General features: G+C 31.4%; 14 protein-coding genes and 3 pseudogenes. 6 read left to right on the top strand and 11 right to left on the bottom strand.

From position 1 onward, the window contains the following. Nucleotides 1-168: 168 nt before the first annotated feature. Nucleotides 169-2,253 (bottom strand): alpha-amylase family glycosyl hydrolase, encoded by a 2,085-nt coding sequence (locus JFT95_RS27265; protein ID WP_078205340.1) that lies wholly within the window; start codon nucleotides 2,251-2,253, stop codon nucleotides 169-171. 951 nt (nucleotides 2,254-3,204) lie between these two features. Here JFT95_RS27265 and JFT95_RS27260 point away from each other — a divergent pair. After that, nucleotides 3,205-4,458, top strand: coding sequence for an MFS transporter (locus tag JFT95_RS27260; RefSeq protein WP_016096703.1), 1,254 nt, complete (start codon nucleotides 3,205-3,207; stop codon nucleotides 4,456-4,458). Between the two features lie 114 nt (nucleotides 4,459-4,572). Next, a complete protein-coding gene (locus JFT95_RS27255; protein WP_016096704.1) occupies nucleotides 4,573-5,154 on the top strand; it encodes a hypothetical protein in 582 nt (193 codons plus the stop codon). Between the two features lie 233 nt (nucleotides 5,155-5,387). On the opposite strand, the gene JFT95_RS27250 is transcribed toward JFT95_RS27255, so the two are convergent. From JFT95_RS27250 to JFT95_RS27245, 3 genes and pseudogenes are all read right to left on the bottom strand, one after another. Beyond that, nucleotides 5,388-6,515 carry a copper amine oxidase gene (locus JFT95_RS27250; RefSeq protein ID WP_201053783.1) on the bottom strand — a complete coding sequence of 376 codons (1,128 nt, stop codon included), beginning with the start codon at nucleotides 6,513-6,515 and terminating at the stop codon, nucleotides 5,388-5,390. Between the two features lie 322 nt (nucleotides 6,516-6,837). After that, nucleotides 6,838-6,957: pseudogene (locus JFT95_RS30255) on the bottom strand (SdrD B-like domain-containing protein); the annotation flags it as partial. A gap of 64 nt (nucleotides 6,958-7,021) precedes the next feature. Next, nucleotides 7,022-7,730: pseudogene (locus tag JFT95_RS27245) on the bottom strand (IS6 family transposase). 1,074 nt (nucleotides 7,731-8,804) lie between these two features. On the opposite strand from JFT95_RS27245, the gene JFT95_RS27240 reads away from it, so the two are divergent. Together JFT95_RS27240 and JFT95_RS27235 are read left to right on the top strand one after the other, a co-directional pair. After that, nucleotides 8,805-9,053, top strand: coding sequence for a hypothetical protein (locus tag JFT95_RS27240; RefSeq protein WP_000141885.1), 249 nt, complete (start codon nucleotides 8,805-8,807; stop codon nucleotides 9,051-9,053). A 192-nt stretch (nucleotides 9,054-9,245) separates the two neighbouring features. After that, entirely contained in the window at nucleotides 9,246-9,845 is a 600-nt protein-coding gene (locus tag JFT95_RS27235) for an undecaprenyl-diphosphatase (RefSeq protein WP_201053782.1), read from the top strand. Between the two features lie 438 nt (nucleotides 9,846-10,283). Here the strand turns inward: JFT95_RS27235 and JFT95_RS27230 are convergent, their stop codons facing one another. The 6 genes and pseudogenes from JFT95_RS27230 to JFT95_RS27205 form a co-directional block, all read right to left on the bottom strand. After that, nucleotides 10,284-10,442: a DUF3954 domain-containing protein gene (locus JFT95_RS27230; protein WP_002204060.1), complete on the bottom strand. Its 159-nt coding sequence runs from the start codon at nucleotides 10,440-10,442 to the stop codon at nucleotides 10,284-10,286. A gap of 74 nt (nucleotides 10,443-10,516) precedes the next feature. Continuing rightward, nucleotides 10,517-10,879: a cell division protein SepF gene (locus tag JFT95_RS27225; RefSeq protein ID WP_078179031.1), complete on the bottom strand. Its 363-nt coding sequence runs from the start codon at nucleotides 10,877-10,879 to the stop codon at nucleotides 10,517-10,519. 129 nt (nucleotides 10,880-11,008) lie between these two features. Then, nucleotides 11,009-11,425, bottom strand: a pseudogene (locus JFT95_RS27220) (DDE-type integrase/transposase/recombinase); the annotation flags it as partial. 520 nt (nucleotides 11,426-11,945) lie between these two features. Further along, on the bottom strand, nucleotides 11,946-12,419 hold the full coding sequence (locus tag JFT95_RS27215; protein WP_151304099.1) for a hypothetical protein: 474 nt from the start codon (nucleotides 12,417-12,419) through the stop codon (nucleotides 11,946-11,948). A 993-nt stretch (nucleotides 12,420-13,412) separates the two neighbouring features. After that, nucleotides 13,413-15,776 carry a putative mucin/carbohydrate-binding domain-containing protein gene (locus JFT95_RS27210; RefSeq protein ID WP_201053781.1) on the bottom strand — a complete coding sequence of 788 codons (2,364 nt, stop codon included), beginning with the start codon at nucleotides 15,774-15,776 and terminating at the stop codon, nucleotides 13,413-13,415. Between the two features lie 1,780 nt (nucleotides 15,777-17,556). After that, a complete protein-coding gene (locus JFT95_RS27205) occupies nucleotides 17,557-17,724 on the bottom strand; it encodes a hypothetical protein (RefSeq protein ID WP_176126999.1) in 168 nt (55 codons plus the stop codon). Between the two features lie 168 nt (nucleotides 17,725-17,892). On the opposite strand from JFT95_RS27205, the gene JFT95_RS27200 reads away from it, so the two are divergent. Continuing rightward, nucleotides 17,893-18,558 (top strand): response regulator transcription factor, encoded by a 666-nt coding sequence (locus JFT95_RS27200; RefSeq protein WP_002090432.1) that lies wholly within the window; start codon nucleotides 17,893-17,895, stop codon nucleotides 18,556-18,558. After that, nucleotides 18,551-19,975, top strand: a complete 1,425-nt coding sequence (locus JFT95_RS27195; protein WP_201053779.1) for a sensor histidine kinase — start codon at nucleotides 18,551-18,553, stop codon at nucleotides 19,973-19,975. Before JFT95_RS27200 ends, JFT95_RS27195 begins: the two co-directional genes overlap by 8 nt. A 225-nt stretch (nucleotides 19,976-20,200) precedes the next feature. Here JFT95_RS27195 and JFT95_RS27190 read toward each other — a convergent pair whose 3' ends face one another. Next, nucleotides 20,201-21,400: a S1C family serine protease gene (locus JFT95_RS27190; protein ID WP_201053777.1), complete on the bottom strand. Its 1,200-nt coding sequence runs from the start codon at nucleotides 21,398-21,400 to the stop codon at nucleotides 20,201-20,203. Between the last annotated feature and the right edge of the window lie 52 nt (nucleotides 21,401-21,452).

Raw genomic sequence — 21,452 nt, 5'->3', positions numbered from 1 at the left:
CCTCCAATATTGTATTTTTCACTTCTCTTTATACAGTTTCAACACGAATTTTTTTAACTCCAAAGCTATACTCTAGAAATCTTTAATATAAAATTTTTTATTTAACCCTCAAAACGAAATAGCTCAGGATTTAAATTAATATTTTTAATAGCAAGTAGATTCATATCATTAAATCTCAACCAAAATTGATTTTTCTGCGGTTTGCCATTTTACAACAACCTCACCCGTTCCAAACCTCGGTGTCTGGTATCTATGATTCTCTCCCCCTTCAATAAGTAGTGTTTTATTTACCCTTCTAATAAATTTAAATTCCAGCAAGGTATCAGCTGGAACACTTATATCAAAATAACCAGTGGGAAATTGATACATGATTTGGTTAAAAAATGGCCCCACTGCTTTGCAAGGGTTCATATCCCCTAATGAATAAGTATTCCCCATTATAAAAACTTCACTCTCGGGTATTTCATATCCGTTTTCAATCACAAATCGAATACAAACTTGTTTTTTATTTAAGACCTCCACATGTTTATAGATATTACTTTTCGTTCCTTTATCTGTTACAACAGTAATTCCATATTTACCGTCCTTCACCACTGGAACTTTTACTTTAATACTAGTATGTGACCATGAAATCACTTCCGCCTCTTCTTCCTCAAAAAATACAGATCCTTTTTTAGAAGTAAAACCACATCCATCAATACAAATAATTTGACCAACTGTAGTCATTTTATGTCCCACAGTTCCTATTAAAGGTAAACTATTTACTCCTTTATGGTGCCAAACATGTACGGAACCTGGTCCGATCCATAATGAATCTATACTATTATTCTCAACCGTAATTACCTCACCATCTAAAAGGCCCTCTAATATATCTTTATACTTTCTAGAAGGAAGTGCTGTTTTAACATCTTTTATTTCATAACCTTCTGTTAAATTTCGATTCAAAGCTATTAATACCACATCACTGCCAAAGCATCTTTCATATACATAGATATCATCTGTTATATACCTTTCTTTGGTAGTTCCATATGGAAGTGCATTATTTAATCTACGTAGCGAGGATAAAGCTTGTATTATCTTAAAATTGTCTGTATTTACATTAAAAGATTCCATTTGACCACGATTATTCGGATCTCCATTCCCGACCATATACTGTTCTGTACCGTAGTATATAGAAGGGATTCCCCTTGAAGTTAATAAAAATACTAATGATTGTTCTACTCCACGTTTACTTTTTCCCTTCATGTGAAAACGATCCATATCATGATTGTCAATAAAAGTAATAAGATTGTTCGCGTCATTATAAGTTTGATATGTTTCTTCAATCATTTTGTGTAAACCATAAATGGAATCAATTCCATCTCGAAAAACTTCACGTACTTTATGAGCGAAACTAAAATCTAACAAACTCATACCACTATTATTTGCAAAATGAAAATTTCTTTGATCATACTCATTCGGATTGATATACCATTCACCAAATATAAATACTGGCCTATGATTATAGATTGAATTTAGCCAACTTTTTTGCCAGCCGTATGACATGTGTTTCACTGCATCAACCCGTATGCCATCTATTCCTTGATCTAACCATAGTTTAATAGCTTCTTTAAAATACAAATCAATAACGATATTTTGATGATTTAGATCTGCAAGATCAAATAAATTACGATAAACTCCATCTTCATATTCTTCAAAATCCGTCCCACCATTATGATGAAAATAATGATTGTAATCATTATCGTATCCACCAAGTAATAATCCATCATCATATAATCTACCATTTTCAGCATAGGTCGCATCATCATGTAATGCAGGTGAGGTATGATTTGGTGCAAAATCCATGATAACTTTTATGTCTTTTGCATGAGCAGTTTTGATTAATGTTTGAAAGTCTTCAAATGTCCCAAAAAAAGGATTTGTTCTTTTAAAATCACGAGCCCAATACCCATGATATGAAGTACTTCCTACCAAATCATTTATTGGTGTAAAGATATTTTCTACCGGTTGAGATATCCATAGAGACGTCACACCTAGTTCAGTAAAATAATTTGCATTTAATTTTTCAATAATCCCTATCCAATCCCCACCAAAGTATTTCTTTTTATTTCTCCTAGATTCATCGTATAACTCTCCTTTTGGGTTATATGATGGACATCCATTAAGAAATCTGTCAGTTACAATTTGATATATTATATCTTTAGAAAAATTCACACTACTCCTACTAAATTTAAGCCTATCTTTTTCTTTCAAATGACAACCTCCATCCTACAGAAGTATTAATCAGCTATTTTCAAACATTCAGCACTCTACCCTTAAGTACCATTTGAAAAATAGTTAGAATATATTTTCCCTCCTAACTAGTAACTAATGTTTTTTTAATTTTTATACAAAATAACGTCTACAAGTAGGTTCTATATTTGTCCTGTAAACTGTACCATTTGATTTATGTCGAAGTAAGGGAAAAATTGTCATTATATAGGGAGGATAAATATAGAAAATATTTTCATTTAATCAGCTTACAAAATAGAGAACTAATAAAATATATAGACAAAACATTTTTAATTTGGTAATATTCACCTGAAAATATTTGGTAAAATTTTCTGAAGAGAGGAGTATTTATAATAAATGCTAGATTTTTAATAAAATCACCATTTATACTACTAATTTCAATCTTATATGACTAAATTAACCATAAAATACAAATATAGTTTCTGTCCTTACAAATATTAAAAAACCAGGAAAAAGTTGTAAGGAAATTTCAGAATAATCTGGAGAAATATTTTATTTTTAAAAATCTTATATAAAAGTTTAAACATTATTGTACAGTTAAAATGTTCTCCCTTAAATATTCATTAACAATTTCTCTATAAATTATAGACTTGCTTCTACCAATGTAATAATGCTCTTAGTTGCTATTTTCATGTAATTTGATTTCATAATAATTTTAAAAATAATATATCCTAAAATTTTTACGATTTAAAAATAATTTATAGGGATTATTTTTGTTATTTATGTACTCAAATCTATCTCATCCCTACCTTTATTACCTCAGAATAACAATATTTTATATTAATATAACTCTAATGCAGCAAGATTCTATTTCATTAGCCTTCTAATTAACTTGATTACTGAAATTCACCACTTTTAGTTTGTAAGCAAATTTTCAAAATTAAATACTTAAATTTGTGAGGTGGCCATACTATGCAACAACAAGTCGAATTAGATCCTTCTCTTGCTGTTTCTTCTAAAAAGACAATATGGAAAAATCGTACATTTACATTTGTATTTACAGGTTATACTTTGTCAATGTTTGGGAATTCATTTCACAGTATTGCTTTAAATCTCTGGGTACTGCAAGCAACCGGGAGTGCTAAATTAATGTCTACCATTGCCATAACTCATATGGTTATGAGCATGCTGTTTTCTTCCATCGCAGGTACTGTTGCTGATAGGGTCGATCGCAGGAAATTAATGTGGATAACAGATATGATACGAAGTCTCTTGATACTAGGTATTGCGCTTTGTATTGCACTTCCTGGCACACCATTTATTCTCATTATTATCTTAACTGCCCTCACTTCTTGCGCAGGGCTATTTCAATCTCCCGCCTTCCATGCTTCCTTAATCGATATTGTAGGAAAAGAAAAAGTTCAACAAGCAACTGGTGTATTAAATGTCGCAGATAACGTTTCCCGAATATCAGGGCTAGCTATAGGAGGAATTGTCGTTGCAGCCTTTGGTGGCAGCATCGCTATTTCAGTCGATGCATTTACTTTTATGCTATCTGCCATTCTAGTGTTGTTAAGTGGAAAATTTCCTAATTCTATTAAAAAATCTGATGTAAAAAACTCATTTCATGAAGACCTTATTGCAGGCTTTAAGTATATATGGAAGAATCCATTTGCTAAGTCTGTTATTATTCTCTCACCAACTTTAATTACATTTTTCACCGCTTCTTTAATGCTTATCCAGGTAATGTCTGTAAAAGTATGGAAAGCAAATCCCATTGAATTTGGAATAATAGAATCCAGTATTCCAATAGGTTACATGTTAGGTGCAGGGATTATCATCTTTTTTGATAAAAAATTACATCGTCGTGGTTGGTGGATAATTCTTAGTATGGTTTTATTAGCTCCAATCTTTGTAGGAATATCCTTTGCACCATCAGTACTGTATGCAGTGCCTTTAATTCTACTCTTGGGAATACTTTTTTCGTTCTGCACACTGTTAGTCAATGTCATTATTAAGGTTGAAGTATCACCAGAATTGCAAGGTAGAACCTTTGGAACACTTGGTTCCCTTACGAGTATAGCATCACCAGTCGCTCTAGCTATTTCCTCATTTTTTGCTGACATATATGGTCCGCCATTAATCTTATTAATAAATGGAGTCTTATTATTTATTTCAGGGCTAATTGTGCTGTTCTTTCTTAAATCAATTAGATCATATAAATAATATTCTTTCGATATACCAAAAACACAGTAAGTATCTAAACATGAAAAATGCAGAAAGTGTTAGGGATACCCACTCTTTCTGCATTTTTTCTATACTACTTAAGGAGAGATTCATATGACAAAAAAAATACTTCTACTAGGAACCTTTCTGTTAGCAGCTAGCCTATTAGGTTGCAAAGATACAGAACACAAGGATACTCTAAATAAAATGGAAACATCTCAAAAAAAGCCTGAAGGTGCAAAAGAAAAAATTTCATTTAATAATATGACAACAGAAGAATATTTGAAGAACTATAATAATATAAAGAGTACATTATCTACTCAGGGTATCAAAATTCTCCCATTTAATCTTGAGCTAGAAAAAAAATCTAATACATATAGATTTTATTATCCAAAAACAGGAGATTATTCAGATAGAAATGCGAAATGGGTAAGTGTCATGTTAGGGGAAAGTGGAAAAATGATTGATGGAATTATGTATAATGGCCATGCAGATAAACCTACGATTAAAGCGATGATACAAGCTACTAACGTTACATGGACTAATGAATTAGATCAATTAATTGAGTCAATTGGAAATGAAGATTTTTCAAAAACAGTACAACTTGAAAAGATAAAACTATCAGTTAAAGGTAATTCGAAAAATATTACAGTTATGATAGATTCAATTAAGTTAAACCCACCTGAATCTCTTTAAAATAAATTATGTTCCGAATTTCTATTAAATATTTGACGCTCCTTTGATTTTACACTCAAAAGAAATTTATACAACTTTAAACACTTAAGTATAACTATGAGACTATACAAAAAAATCGTCAGTGCTTTTAAACAGCAACTGACGATTTTTTATTCTCCTACACCTTTGTGACAAAAAAGATATCTGCAATATGCTCCACCTTCTTATTTAATCTTAACCCCAAATCCAAATCATTATTCAATGATTTCAAAAAGGTTATTACCATTATTACCACTTGGTAAAATGAATTTTACATGTTGATCTGCTGGAATAGTTATATAATGATATTGATCGGGTTTTGTTAATTTAGTAGTACTTTTCCAAGTTCCTGAAGTCCAATAAGTTACTTGTGAAAAAAATGCTAGTGGCGGGAATTTCTCTGGATCAGATGGCTTATCATTTTCTGAAATAATTTCAGGTTTAATTCTAATTTTCTTTCCTGCCGCATTTTTAAATTGAAAGTCGTAAACAATTCCATAATTCCCTTCAAGAGTTGGGTTAGAATTTTCTAGATACCATATAGGTGCTTCGTATTCATTAATACCAACACGGGATTGAGGATAGGCTTTACTTGTTTTTGAACCTACATAAAAGCTACTTGTTGTTGCATTATCAATAACAGCATACCTTTCATCGTAATTATAATTAGCAGTTGAAGTATTTTTACTATAATTTTTAACCTGTGGTGTTTTTATAGAATCAAAGATCTCTGAAGGGCTAGGGAACTGTCCATCTGGTTTTTTCTTTGAAACAAATTGACGTAGGGTTAATTTTGTATTCGGAATGAATTTAATTTTTCCATTAACTGCAAAAGTGTCTTCTACATCTTTCTCTAATATAAATACATGTCCACCTGCTGGAATAGTAATAGCTTGATCATTGCTACTATTTCCATATTTAACTATAGTACTAGATGTAATCCCCGTTATATCCCAAGAACCGTCAGGATTAACCGGATATGCGGCATTTACAGCACTATTTTTAATTCTTATAGTTTGTGGTAGACGATCTTCATTGTGTACAGCATATCCAAATTTCAACTTAGCCCCTGTATAATTTCGATTAAAAAATTCAGCACTATATTCTTGATTTGCTTCTAATTTTCTTTCGTTTGTGTAGTAAGCATACTTACCAGCGTCAAAGTTCGATCCCATATTTGGATTATCGTATACAACTTCAGGTGCATTTGTATATATGTACTTTGCCCCGCCTTGGTTATATTTTACTTGTGTAATAGTAGAAGCATCTACCCCTCCTGAATCATTTACTCCTAAAAACAAAAGTGACGATAGCAAAACTGATGAAAAAACTTTTCTTTTCAAAAATACAGCTCCCTTCCATTTATTACAACTAAATCTAGCATACGCCTCACATACAATAAATGTAAATAAAATATACAGCCGTTGCTATTGAGAAATACTGATTCATTTAAAGATATCCCCCCTTGTTCATTATGTATGTATCAATAACAATTTATAATGGTTCTATAGTTTTTCTACTCTAAGTTCACAAATTCACTAGTTTATCCAAATGAAAATCTAATGTTATTAATTCATTCTAAAATATTTCTTTAAATAAAATAAGCATCTCCCACTTTTAGTTCAATACCTAGAAATGGGAGATGCAATTTCTAGTTCTTCTTAACTAGATTGCTTTTTTACAGCCTAACTGTATACTATCTGCATTATAAGACTTAATAATTTCATAATATCTTGTTTCTTTAGTTGCAGGATTGAAAAATGAGTCTCCTACATCACGTGTAAGCGGTTCTGGTGCAAAAATAAAGTAAAAGAGAATAAAGCATATATATGCCTAACGGAATCGTATCTTATGCTACAAATCCAAACAATTGATGGACGAATTCTTTCTGATTTTGGATAGACTGGTTCCATAAATTAATCTGTTCTTTTTTAATCATATGCATGGCTTCTACTCCAGAAAGAATGGATATAGCTGTGTCAAAAGATTTGAGCCCTAGCATAGAACGGATACGCTTCTTTATAAAGCGATTATCTTGTTCTACTATATTATTCAAGTACTTTTGTTGTCTAAGTTGCATACCATCAGGTATGCTTTTTTCTTTTTTCAACAGTTCAATTGCTATAGGATAAGCCGGATTCTTATCGACTGTTATCACACGTGGCTTTGATACATGAAAAGACCGCAAAGCTTTCTTGAAAAAGCGCTTTGCAGCCTTTCGGTCTCTTGTTTTGCTTAGACAAAAATCGATTGTATTTCCTTTCGAATCAACAGCACGGTACAGGTACATCCATTGGCCCTTTAACTTTTATATATGTTTCATCAACTCTCCAAGAGTCATTGGTTTGCTTGAGGTGACGACGAATTCGTTTGTCCAATTCCGGGCCATACTGATGAACCCAACGCATAATCGTTGTATGAGAAATAGATAAGCCCCGTTCCTTCATCATTTCCACCAAATCACGAAAACTGAGATTATACCGTAGGTACCATCTTACCGTTAACAAAATTATATCAGGTTGATAATGCTTCCATTTGAACAAATTTTCCTTTTTCATACTGATCACACACCTTTTATAGAGTAGTAATATCAGTATGTTCAAGTTTTATATATTTTTTGCACCAGAACCTCCTTTCTCTGTTTTCCTTATATGAGCAGTTAGCTTTTGTTAGCTGCTCTTATTTTCTTTAATTGGTTACATTTACCTTATTTTTTCAACGTAATATTACGTTACAATATAAAAAAATAAAATATATTGAGCTGTTATACCATTCCCCTAGGAAACTAGGGTTTTTATTTCTACAAAATGAAATTTTTATTAAATTGCTTTGCTTATACTTTATTTCTCAACCATAACGTATGGAATTAGAATGAAATGAATGGTAATATATAGACATCTCAATTACGTTAGAGCTTGTTTCCTTGCAAGCTCTTTTTTTATTTAAATAGCGTTTTTTTTAAAATGATGCCCTTACTCATTTGGACACATTTACCAGTATTTTTACCAAATAATTCATGATATGGTTATTTAGTCGAGTACATCATTACTTGACGATTACCCTTAGAAGCCCCGCAGACAATCGGGGTTTCTTTTATTTAAATAACGATTTTGTTCACTTTTATAACTTACTATTCCTCATAGTTGTTTTTTTCTTCTAGGACTTTTATAAAGTTAAAGTGTCCTTCGAGATAACAATCATTGATATAACCCCCAAAATATATTTCATTAACTTCGCTTAAAGTAAAATTTTCATTTTTTCATTCAACCAAGTTCATAACATATTCTTTTCCTCCGATAAAATAATGATTAGGTGTCCCACGCGCATTTTATCCACTGGAAATAATACCTTTCACGCACTTAACTATTAGAAACTTCATTTCTGCTTCTTCTGCAATAGCAATTTTGTTCACTTTTTCGATACATTTATGAAACATTCATATGTTATCTTCAGTACGTTCTATTCTTTTTATAAAACCGTGTGAGATATACCAAAACAAGAAGCCCTAACTCTAGGGCTTCTTGTTTTTAAATAAGGATTTTGTTTGACTCTAGTTCTTACATAAAACCGACTAGACACTAACTTTTTTATGTAGTACAATTCCTATCAGAAAAACGTTAGAAGATTTATTTATGACTTTTGAAGATAATCGTAAATTAGGAATTCAACAAGGATGTATAGTAATAACAGATCAATCACAATATCTTGTTGTTAAAAAGAATGAAAATTATTCTTTATTAAACATCGCAACTGCGGAATGCATAAACTTTGAAGTTTCACTTGAACATCTTGAAGAAATGGTCCAAGTAGATTTAAAAGAAAAAATTCAAGATATCATTCCACCAGAGAATATTAAAATCGTAGCTCAAAACAGAATATAAAATGTATTTCCTAAGAGCACTTTCTTTAGTGCTCTTTTTTCGTGAATAGTTTCAAATAACTATTTTATTAAAAATCTTTAATGAGCTAATCCTTACAGTTTTGTAAGACTACTGTCACTAAAATCAATTTTTTCACTATAAACTCTTTACTATAATTTTCCTTATACACAAACAATAAGGAGCGATTTAAAAATGTTTTTTTCTCAATTAAATATTGATGCTTTTCGAGCTATCAATAATTTAGGGAAGCAATATTCATCCCTAAACTCCACTATGGTATTTTTAGCGGAATATATGGTGTATTTTTTAGGTTTAATTATTATTGCTTATTGGTTTACTCAATCTAGAAAAAACAAAATGATGATTATTCAAGCAATAGTTGCTTTCGTAACTGCTGAAATAATTGGAAAATTAGCAGGGAATTTGCATTTGAATTATCAACCATTTGCAGTATTACCTAATGTTAATAAACTTGTCGATCATGCAGTAGATAATTCATTTCCTAGCGACCATACGATTCTATTTTTTTCAATTTGTTTTTCATTCTGGCTTGTTCGTAAAAAGGCTAGATGGTTATGTCTTGTACTTGCATTCTGCGTAGCTATTTCTCGTATTTGGGTAGGAGTTCATTATCCTTTTGATGTCATAACAGGAGCTTTAATAGGAATTATTTCAGCACTATTTTCATATTGGTTAACACCGAAAATTACATTCATCAAACAATTACTTAATCTTTACGAAAAAATAGAACAAAATGTAATACCCTCCACAAACAAGTCGAAAAACTTTTGATTAATCTCACAAAGCTAAAAAGATTACATATATTACCGAGTATTTTTCAATATTGTCTTGATCGAAGAGCGCTCCCTTGGGCGCTCTTTAATTTTAAAATAACGCTTTGATTAAAATCTATGAATCCATTTCTTAGGTAAAAAACTTTTATAGAAACACCTTTTTTGGACAAATTTACCGGGTGAATTAGCGGAAATTTCGTGTTATTCTGAAATTGTTGAATAACCCAATACATTCAACAATGCTCTTGATTGCATACTTAGTATGCAACCATCCATCCAGATACCTTAGCTAATACATCCCCCTAATCGTTGTTATAGCTAAGGTATCTTTTTAGATGCCCTGTGTGCAGGGCTTTTTCATTTCAGTGATGATGCTCTTTATCCCATCTAATTATCGATGCTTTCAGTCCAATTTCTTAATAAAATTCAAATTTGATTAAAGTAACTGTGTTTTTCGTTCTTCCATACGGATTACTTTTCCACTTTGAGGTGGTTGTATTAGTTGGACCTGACCATTTTTAACAACATATATTCCGTTTATTTTCAAGTCTATTTCAGCTGTCATTTCTACAAGATTTTCTTTTCTAATTCCCACCAAGATCACTCCCATATGTTATAATTACTTTTTCGAATAATTATGTCGAGAGCAATCTCGGCTTTTTTGTTTGTCTACAAATATCGCACAACATTTTCTGGAACAAATGATTGTTCAAGTGATAAATGAAGCCGTATTGGAATAGGCTTTTTTTCATCCCGTGCTCGCTTACACATTTCCTCTGCTTCTTCCCAATCAAATTGTTTACCCTCTACTCGCTTATAACGCCAAATTCCAATTGTGTAATCTTCAAATAACTCATAACGCTCATCAGGCGCTGTCGTTGGTTTTAATTCATCAATCGCTTTGGCTTGACGTGGTATTTGTACAACAACGTCGGCAAAACGTAGTTTAGAATTTAATCGATGATCATGAGCCTTCTTAAAATCAAATGACACAACTGGTTCAACATCAAAGATTGTTAACTGCTTTGGCATTGCTTTTCCCCTCCAATACGTGCAAGCTTGCAATTAAGATTCCTTCAAGCTGCGTTAACGTTAGCGGTTCTGGTGCAAATACTTAGGAAAGATATAAAGAGGCGAAAAGTTTCCTAGTGGAATCTAGTCTTAAGCAACAATTCCAAATAGTTGATGGATGAACTCCACTTGATTTTGGACAGACTTGTCCAGTAAAATAAGTTGCCCTTTTTTTACCATATGCATAGCTTCTATTCAAGAAATAATGGCTGTAGCTGTGCGAAAGGATTTCAATCCTATCATCGAACGAACTCGCTTTTTAATAAATCGATGATCTTGTTCCACTATATTATTGAGATATTTTACATGCCTTAGTTGGATGCCTAATGGCATCTTTTTTTCTTTTCTCAATTCTTCAACTGTTATAGGATAAGCTGGATTCTTATCAACTGTCACGACACGAGGCTCAGAAATATGAAAAGACTGCAAAGCTTTCTTGAAGAATCGCTTTGCAGCCTTGTGGTTTCTTGCTTTGCATAGGTAAAAATCGATGGTATTTCCTTTCGAAAGGATGATTTATATGAAAAATTTTTGGGATGCTTAGCATTCGGTGTATTGATGTTTGCTAACTTCTTAATTATAGACTTAACAGATACACCTTTTATTGCCTCAGGTTGGAGAGACTGATTAGGTTCTGTAGTTGGTGCAGCCATTATATCAGCTGAAATGTTTACTTTAAAGAAATTAAATTTAAAGTGAATATTCCATCAATAATCTATACAATCTCATTTCCATGATTGGAGCAGTTAGCTTTTGCTAGCTGTTCTTTTTTTGAAGCGAACCTACACGCAATAAAAAAAAGAAATCTTTTATAGATTCCTTTTTTGTCTTACACTCTTTTTCAAATAGTGCATCTTTGCACCTATATTTATCATACCTTATAATTCTTATAAGGTAAATAAGATTAATCAACTTTGGTAACATCTTTTTATAAAAGGAACATTTACTACTAGGATTAATCCAGCATTTTATAAAATCGATAGCTTCACTATCAATACTACACTTTAAATTCCTGCCAAATACATTATTATTGTGCTAATAATGTATTTGGCGCAGTGTAAACTGTGTCAGTTTTCCCATCAGCATGTGTTACTTCAATTTTCATGCGATATGTTCCTGCCTCATTCAAATTACCTGCGCTGTTACCGTCAAAAGTCCAAACATTGAAATCTTCATTTGTTCCAGCTGGCAACATTGATTGATAATTAAAGTCAGTTTCAACATAACCCCAGCCAGTAGCATATTGTTTTTCTACAGTTGCTTTGTATGTTACATCATATACGTTATCATTTGTTGCGCGTAGGATAATATTTTGTCCCATTCTGTATTCCGTATCTGAAAGTTGAATTGTAAAATTGTTCAATGTTTCTTTAGGACCACAAATATATCGGCAAAATTCGCTCGCTCCCTCTGCTTGAGCTTTAGGTGTTTCCACGTTCATTACTGTTAATCCACCAAAAGCTAAAGTCCCTGTTAACAATATTTTTCCAAATGTTTTCATTTAAAATTCCTCCTATTAATCATTAAATATTCGCCGTTAATTTTTAAAACATTTTCATAATTTTCTTTTGTGTAATTAGTGGTAAATATTCACTTCCACATACTACTTTGGTTTGTAGTGTTTTGTAACGTGATAATAAAACTTGAATTACTCTCGACTTAACGTTCTGTCGGAGAAAGATAAAAAATCTTTACTTGTGTTACTTTCAGATTTAAGTAATTTATCGAGCAGTTTACTGACATGTTCAGGTCATAGATCTTTTTTTATGTATATAAAGATTGTCATACAGGGTTGAATTCTACTTATTCTTAAGGTAGTAGTAAGAAGTCAAATAGACATTAGTGTGCTTGCCCCTTTAGGGATGGGATTATCAACATGCGCTTGACAAACAATACTTTTTTCAAAACTAAGAAAAAGGTCCCTTACACCTTCAGTAATGATACAACTTTAGACTTCTTAAAAATTAATAAGTGGGATCTATTCACTTGCCCTTTTATTATCAAGCCCTGTATCAAATGAATCTTCTTCCAAATCTATAAAATTTCTGTTTCTAGCAATATTAAAAATCCTAACTAACATACTGGCTGAAAATTAATTTTCTACACAGTTTAAAAATAAAAATGTATCTTTATTTTTAGAATAATTCCTTTGCTCTCATGTAATAACATTTAATTTATTCCATTTTATCACATTTTATGGAATATCCAGTTTGTTATTGTAAAATCCTAAATATTAATACTATAATGTAAGTTTTTTGCCAAAATATGATATTTTGGCAAAAAACTTACATTATAAATGTTGATATTGATACTATTTAGCATTTTAAAATACCTTCCACTCAATATCTTAAAGAGCTACTTAAAACAAGAAATTTCACTATTAAAGGATAATATAGTTCATAAGAAAAAGGCACCTAAAAGGCGCCTTCTTCTTATGAGATAAAAATTATTTAGCTAGTTATGAAATAATTATTCTCTCAAATAGACGATATCATCAACTTATTGAAATTGGTTTCCATAAGGATAACGAGAATATCCAATTCGAATCTCCATTTCCTTGGTAACTTTGAACAGCTTCATAGATTTTCCCTTGATACTCTACTCTATCCCCTTTTGTATATGCTTTCCTCGGATCCCATTTTTCATAAGAGGTATTTTTCTCTTTTGTTTTTATACTAAGAACACTACTTTGAATAGACTGATTTCCAGCTGCATCTATAGCCTTCACAGTATATTTGTATTCCATGTTAGCAGTCAGTTTACTATCAGTAAATGTGGTTCCCTGTACTGTTTGAATGAATCTTCCGTCACGTAATACTTGATATTCTTTCACACCTACGTTATCTGTTGATGAATTCCATTTTAACTCTACGCTATTTGTAGTAATGTTGGCTGCTTGTAATCCTTCAGGCCGTGTAGGAGCTTCCGTATCTGGGCTAGGGTTAATAATTTGATCAACTTTCTTAAGACCATTAACTGTAACTTGATACACTATCTTCTTACCAAAGCTCTCCTGTATATTTTTATCCACATTTATAAGAGTCGCCCGGTTTCCACCCTCTAAATGTGTAAACTCAATATAGTCTCCGACTTTCATCGAAATTTTTTGTGTTTCAGCATTTTGTTGCCTGTTTCCATAAATATCTTTATTATATACCACTTTTCCAGATGAATTTTGGACTTTCACACTCGCATATGTACTATCAAAGTAATGATGTGGTACACCTGCTTTTAATTGAATTTGCATTTCTTCTTTTGTCTTATTAAAATCCAATTTTGCAAACTCAAAATCTCCTATTCCTTTCATTGACCATACAAATTGGTTTCCCTCTAAAACATTATTTGATATATCTGGACTATATCCCAAATTTGACAGGATTGACTTTAAATCTGGCAAAACACCGATTTTATCTGTTAACGGATTTTGGGATTTGGTACCTGTATTTTGATTACTTAGTATATTTCTTAATTCAGCTGGTTTATATGGACGACCTAAATGTTCTTTAGCCACACCTTGTATTGAAGTCGCTGCTCCAGCAATAATTGGAGAAGCACTAGATGTACCACTAAAGCCTGTTGTATAGAGATTTTTAGTAATCCTATTAGGCTCAGCACGAGTTGTATCTACGTTTTCTCCCCAACCATAAACATCAATTCTACTACCATAATTTGAAAACCATAAACGTTTATGAGGAACAGTTGACGATGCGGCTCCAATCATTATAGCTCCTGAATCTTTAAAGTCCGGACTATTGCGATTTAATACCTGTTTTCCATTCCGATCTCTAAATTGATCAAGGTCATTAGAACCATTTGCCCCGGCTTCTATCACAATAATTCCTTTATCCGTTCCAGCTCGTATTGCATCAAAGATATCTGGCTGTACTTCAACAGGTAAATATTTATCTCCATATCCATCATATGAAGCTTGTGCCTCTAATAATAAAATATCCCCAGCTTGTAAATTATGTACAGCATTTATTATCGCATCAGCCGTATTATACGACCCATCACCTCTTATTTGGGATACTACTTTGACCTTAGCCTTTGGTGCAATTCCTATATTACCAACCTTATTATCTTCAGCAGAAACAATCCCGAGAACAGATGTTCCATGACCAACGTGTTGATCTATATTTCTACCAGATATAAGCTCAACTTTTTGATTTACTAAATCTTCATGGTCTAATAGCCACCCATACTCCATATCTACAAAAGTAGTTCCTTTTCCATCTCCACCTTTAATGCTCCATGCATAAGATGCATTAATCCCATATGGTGCTTCCTTAAGATATCCCTGGTTTAAAAATCTTGGATCGTCGTAAGGGTTAAGCGATACAGTAGGTAATTGTACTTCTGGTAAAAGAGTTGGTTTTTCTTGCATATATACTTCTTCAACAAGATAAGATTTCTTAAACTTGTCCATCAATGTTTCAGCTGTTACTTTATTAGGCACTTCTACAATATAATAATCTAGCAAATTAGAAGATGAATTATTTTCAGTTTCCCTCGTATGTTTATCGATGTTTTCAATCTCTTTCGGATTTACAGATGTAAATAAACGCTTTAATGTTAGTTGCGGAAATTCAGAGAAGATTTTTACTAATTCTGAATCGCTACCTTCATCTTTTATTTGATTTTCGAGCCCATCCTTATACGGGAAATTCACTTCACTTTTAAACTTTACAATAATTTGATCTTCTTCTTTAATATCTGCCTCGGATTGACTTATATTTTTTACAGGACCTTTCGAATCTGCATACACTACATTGGGATTTTCATGAAATTTAATTAGCTCTAATCCTGTAAAGGCCGTAAGTGCAATCGTAGAAACGAATATCTCTTTTATAAATTTCATAATGAATACCTCTATTCTTATTTCTTTATATAACAATTTATAGATTGTTAAAGGTTCTACTTTGAATAAATAACTCAACATCACTTGTGTGTATTCATAAATTATTTTAAAAAATCTTTTATTATACACTCAACAGGTTGTTTATTTTTTATATACAAATGAACTGTTAACACCTATACCCTTCCCTTCAAACAACACAACAATTGTCCTCATGATATGAAATATAAGTGAAAGCCCTTTGAAAAACGCCAAAAATATTAAAAATTCACTTATAAACAACCGGATAATTTTATTTCTATATTACTTTATAAATAATTCTTTCTAATTGCTAATATTTCCATAGTAGATGGCGGCACGTTTTTCTAACCATATTAATCTTATTGGACAAAAAAATGATGAATGTGATGTTAAAACTAAGACAAGCTACCTATAATGGTAGTTGTGCAGTTTGTGAGATAGAAGAATGTAATTTGTATGCTACGATCTGACATAATTCTAATGGTATGGAATGTATATTTCTCCGTAAAAGTAACTTGCTTTTATCTTTTTTAAACAATTTATTGTATTATTTTCATCTAATTAGGCACAGAAACAATTTAAAAATTCTTACTACTTTTTAGGAAAAACGTTTTTAGGGTACATTTTAAAATAGCTCTTTTTCTTTAAAATGTTTCTGTGCTTAATATTTAAAATATCTTATGTCAAAATTTCCCGCAACTAATATGTTAAATGATTTATAATTATATATAATATGGAATATTATAGTTAAATATTCCATATTATACTCTATTAAATATAGCGTATTTAACTTATTATGAATTAATTTGTTAGTCTAAGTATGAATTATTAAGTATGTTTTGTTTATAATTGTCACAATATAATTTTATCTTCGACGTTTTAATTACTTATAGAACATTTACATATGTTATAACTGTTATTTATGAGATAAAGAATCTCTCTACATATAAGATTTACTTAATTTAGATTTTTTCTCTCTCAATCATTTTGTCGAAAAAAGTCGAATCTTCATGTTTTTTCTTTATCTTTTTGTTGTAAACGTTTTATTTTCGTGTTACCATCTTAATCAAACAATAGATGGTAACAAACTTAAAATATTTCTTTCCATTAGACACATATAAACGTTCGGTAACAACATGAAATTATGGTCAAAGAAATATGAACTACCTGATAAAATATTCAACGGGATTTTTACCACCTAAATTTTCTGTTAATTCAGAATGTAGAACTTTAACATTTTGTCCCTAAGCAAAATTTACATTTTAGCGTGGTAAACCCAAAAAGCTAAATCACCCACCCAAATCAATACATGATATATCCTATTATATCTAGCGATCAGTCATGAGAAAAAGATTTCTTCCTAAGAAAACTTAGCCAATTAATAAAAAGTGTCTAAATTACTATCTTTATTACCATCTATTGTTGATAACATATTTACCAACTATAAAAAAGAACCTATTGAAGGTTCTTTTTTATTATAATCATTAGCATTTCAATTATTGATAATCATTGGTGTTGAATCTTTATTCCCTCAGCTGCAATTAAGCATATGCATCCTTTTATATAACAAGTTGTTTCATGCGATCCTATTTATTCTTAACATGCCTCTTTAACCTTTCAAAAGTTTCTTTACCCATTTGAATTTAGTTATCCATCTTACAAAAACGATATCTGTTCTTACTCTGGCTTCATTCCTCTTGAAAAATATTTTAACGTTTAACTAACATCTGATAGAGATAAGGAACTAATTTCTGGATTTTTGTTAACTCGGTTTATATAGGTTTCTTTTATTTACACTTGCGTACTTATATAGATACGGTGATAATTTTACTTTTTGTTTTTTTATTTTTATAAGACTATGTTCCGAATGATGGATCATCCACATTTTTATATCTAATATAGAAAGAATTATGTCTGTTTCAAGTGACATTTTGCTTACCTCCTTCTTTCTTAAGTGTTATGTATACATAATATCTCTTAAATCTAGAGCTGATTTGAAATATATATAGTTTTCCTGTGAAGTCTTTATATTGTTTTCTAGTAATTCTCCATACAAACTCCAGATAGTAAAGTTATAATGGCTACTAGAGGTGATATAATGATCAACCATCATATTCTTGTAATAGAAGACGACCAAGAAATTCAGGAATTAATTAAACAATTTTTATTGACACAACAGTATACAGTTGAAGTTGCATCAGATGGATTAGAAGGAATGATACAATTTAATAAGCAATCCTTTGATTTGATTCTTTTGGATGTGATGATGCCAAACCTTAACGGATTTGAAGTTGCGAAAATGATTCGAAGTCAATCAAATGTGCCAGTTATTATGCTGACTGCGTTAGAAGAAGAACAAGATCAAATGAAAGGATTTGATCTTGGAATCGATGATTATATTACAAAACCATTCTCTTTTCATGTTTTGATTAGACGAGTCGAAGCAGTACTAAGAAGAAGCAATGATAAAAGCTTAGATAATCATTTCGTATTTAAAGAATTGCGTGTCGATGTCGACGCCTATAAAGTATATGTAAATGAAGTTGAAATCTCCTTAACAACGAAAGAATTCGAAATTCTGCAACTACTACTTCAAAATGAGAAAAGAGTACTCCCAAGAGAAAGCATCGTAGAAAAAGTTTGGGGATACGATTATATTGGAGAATCACGAATAATTGATACACATATGAAAAACATACGAAAAAAATTAGATATCCCATACATTAAAACAATAAAAGGAATTGGTTATAAAATCGATGAATAGAATCGTAAAAATCATGAAAATGAAGCGAATTACTTATAAACTTTTTATGACTACATCCCTCATTTTGTTAGCCTTTGCAGTCATGATTTATTTAACTTTATACTTTTTTCTTCCTACATTTTATGAACAATATAAAACAGAGCAACTTGAAAACGGAATGGAAGAAATAATTGATAAATCTAAGAATCTTACTTTTCAAAATGCACAACCGCTTTTTGAGGAGTATATGCAAAAAAATAATGCAATACTCAGATTTCCAGATTACGAAAGAGTAAACGTTTATTCTACTCCTTATACATTTATTCAAGGAAGTGTTACTCAAGCAGCACGAATAGGGAGTTCAAATAGCCTGAACAAATCATATGATATTCCATTTCAGGATGGTAACCAAACCGTCATAGTATACGCAACATTTCAACCTATTGATGAAGCTTCCAAAGTTTTGGTACGTTTCCTTCCCTATATCAGTATTATTGTAGTTGTTATTGGGATAGGAAGTGCTTATTTATTTTCAAGGTTCATTACAAAGCCTCTCATTTATATTAATCGAGGGGCACAAAAAATGGCGGACTTAGACTTTTCCGAAAAAATTGAGATTCGTTCTATGGATGAATTAGGAGAACTATCTAATAGCTTGAATGATATGTCCATTAATTTACAACAAACTATGTTTGATTTACAAAAAGCAAATCAGCAATTAAAAAGTGATATTGAAAAAGAAAGAGAAATAGAAACCAAACGCAGAGAATTTTTTGCAACTGTATCACATGAATTAAAAACCCCTCTCACTATTATGAAAGGATACTTAGAGGGGATGATATATAATATTGGTCCTTATCAAGATCGTGACCAATACTTAAAGAAAAACCACCAAATTATCGAAAAGATGGAAGATCTAGTTCGTGAGATTTTAAGTATGTCTAAATTAGAACAACATACATTTAAACTACAATTAAAAGAAATAAATCTCTCCGAGTTAATGGATATAATCACAAAAGATCTCAGTTTTTTTGCTTCTCAAAAAGACATTCAAATCATAAAACAGATTGATTCTAACCTTTCTGTCTATACAGATCGAGCTCTTTTAGAAAAAGCCTGTAAAAATATTATTCATAATGCAATTATGTATTCTCTTAATAGCGAGAATGTATATATACAGCTAACTCAGGACTCAAAACAAAAATGTATCTTAATTCAAATTATCAATACAGGTGTACAAATTAAAGAAAATGATATACAACATGTCTTCGAACCATTTTATCGAATTGAAAAGTCAAGAAATCGAAATACTGGTGGGAGTGGCTTAGGATTATATATTGTAAAACAAATTTTTGAAGCACTAGGTATAGAGTACTGTATTAATAATGTAGAACAAGGTGTACAATTTGTTGTTAGTATTCCAATATCTGAACAATAAACAACCTCCCCTACCAATTGGGGAGGTTGTTTATTATTGCTTTTTAAAATACCCTTATACAATACTTACCCAGTATTAGATGTATCCAACCTACAAACCAAGCTAAGAGTTTTGACTTTACCAGTTCCAGATGAGCCTAAAATAGTTTGAACTAGAATTGAATTCGTATGTATATGATCAAAAAAAGTTAAATCAATTTACAGGAGTGATCTGTTCAAAATCAGACTACTTTTGCTCTGTTAATTTCACCATTTTTGTTATTTTTTCACCATTGCGATAAACTGTCACTTTAATTGTATCCCCCGATTTTTTCTTTTCATATAAATACTTGCGGAATTGAACAACGTTTTCTATTTTTTGTTCATCCAATGCAATCACAACATCATGCTGCTGTAATCCTCCTTTTTCTGCTGGTGATTGATTCGATATGCTCCCCAACACGACACCATGTATTATCTCTTTTGGCAGTTTTAATTGATCACGTGCAGAATTCGTAATTTCCTCCACATTAAATAACTGTACACCTATCATTGGACGTTTAACCACGCCATCTTTTTCCAATGATTCTAGAACTGTTTTAGCTATATTAATTGGAATTGCGAATCCGATTCCTTCAACTGCTTGTTGTGCAATTTTACTTGAATTAATTCCAATGACCTCACCTTGCTCATTAAATAAAGCCCCTCCGCTATTCCCAGGATTAATAGCTGCATCTGTTTGAATCACCTGTGCCTGCCAATCCACTTGTTGATTTCCAAGTGTGCTAACAGGTATTACTCGATCCTTACTACTAATAATCCCCTTTGTTACACTTCCTTCTAACCCTAATGGATTCCCAATAGCAATTACAGATTCTCCTGTACGAATTTTTTCCGAATCTCCTAGAGTTGCTACTTTTTTCACATCTGTTCCGTCAATTTCTAATATAGCTAGATCTAATAATGGGTCTGTCCCTACTACTTTAGCAGTAAGCTTTTTACCATTATTCAATTTTACTTCTATTTTATTTGCACCGTCTATCACATGATTATTTGTGACAATGAAAACCTTATTTCCTGTTTTTTTATATATGACACCTGATCCTGAACCGGCTTCTTCTGATTGTTCTTGTACTGCAAATGGATCTGCATTTTTTTGATAGTTAATGACACCTACTACAACTTCTTTTGCATCTTCAATCATATTTTGAAGACTATTCACACCTTCTGGTTTGTGCGAGACAGGAGTAACCTGATTCACCTCGTTATTTTTAGCGGATTGACCTGTACCTCCTTTGATCTCATCTATATATGGAGTGGTCAAGCCAATAGTAATTGACCCGATCATTGCACCAATTATTCCGATAAAAAAATAACCAGTTTTTTTACCGTCTCTACTTATGTTCTTTCCTGTTTGTTTTGTATCATAGTGTCCCATTATGAACACTCCTTTCTCCTTTTATGTCACCTGGATATTCCCAACTTAATATTTTCACTAT

Origin of the sequence: Bacillus sp. TH17 (assembly GCF_016651125.1) — a bacterium.
GTDB classification, from domain to species: domain Bacteria; phylum Bacillota; class Bacilli; order Bacillales; family Bacillaceae_G; genus Bacillus_A; species Bacillus_A mycoides.
This window is presented reverse-complemented; position numbering and strand designations above follow the sequence as displayed.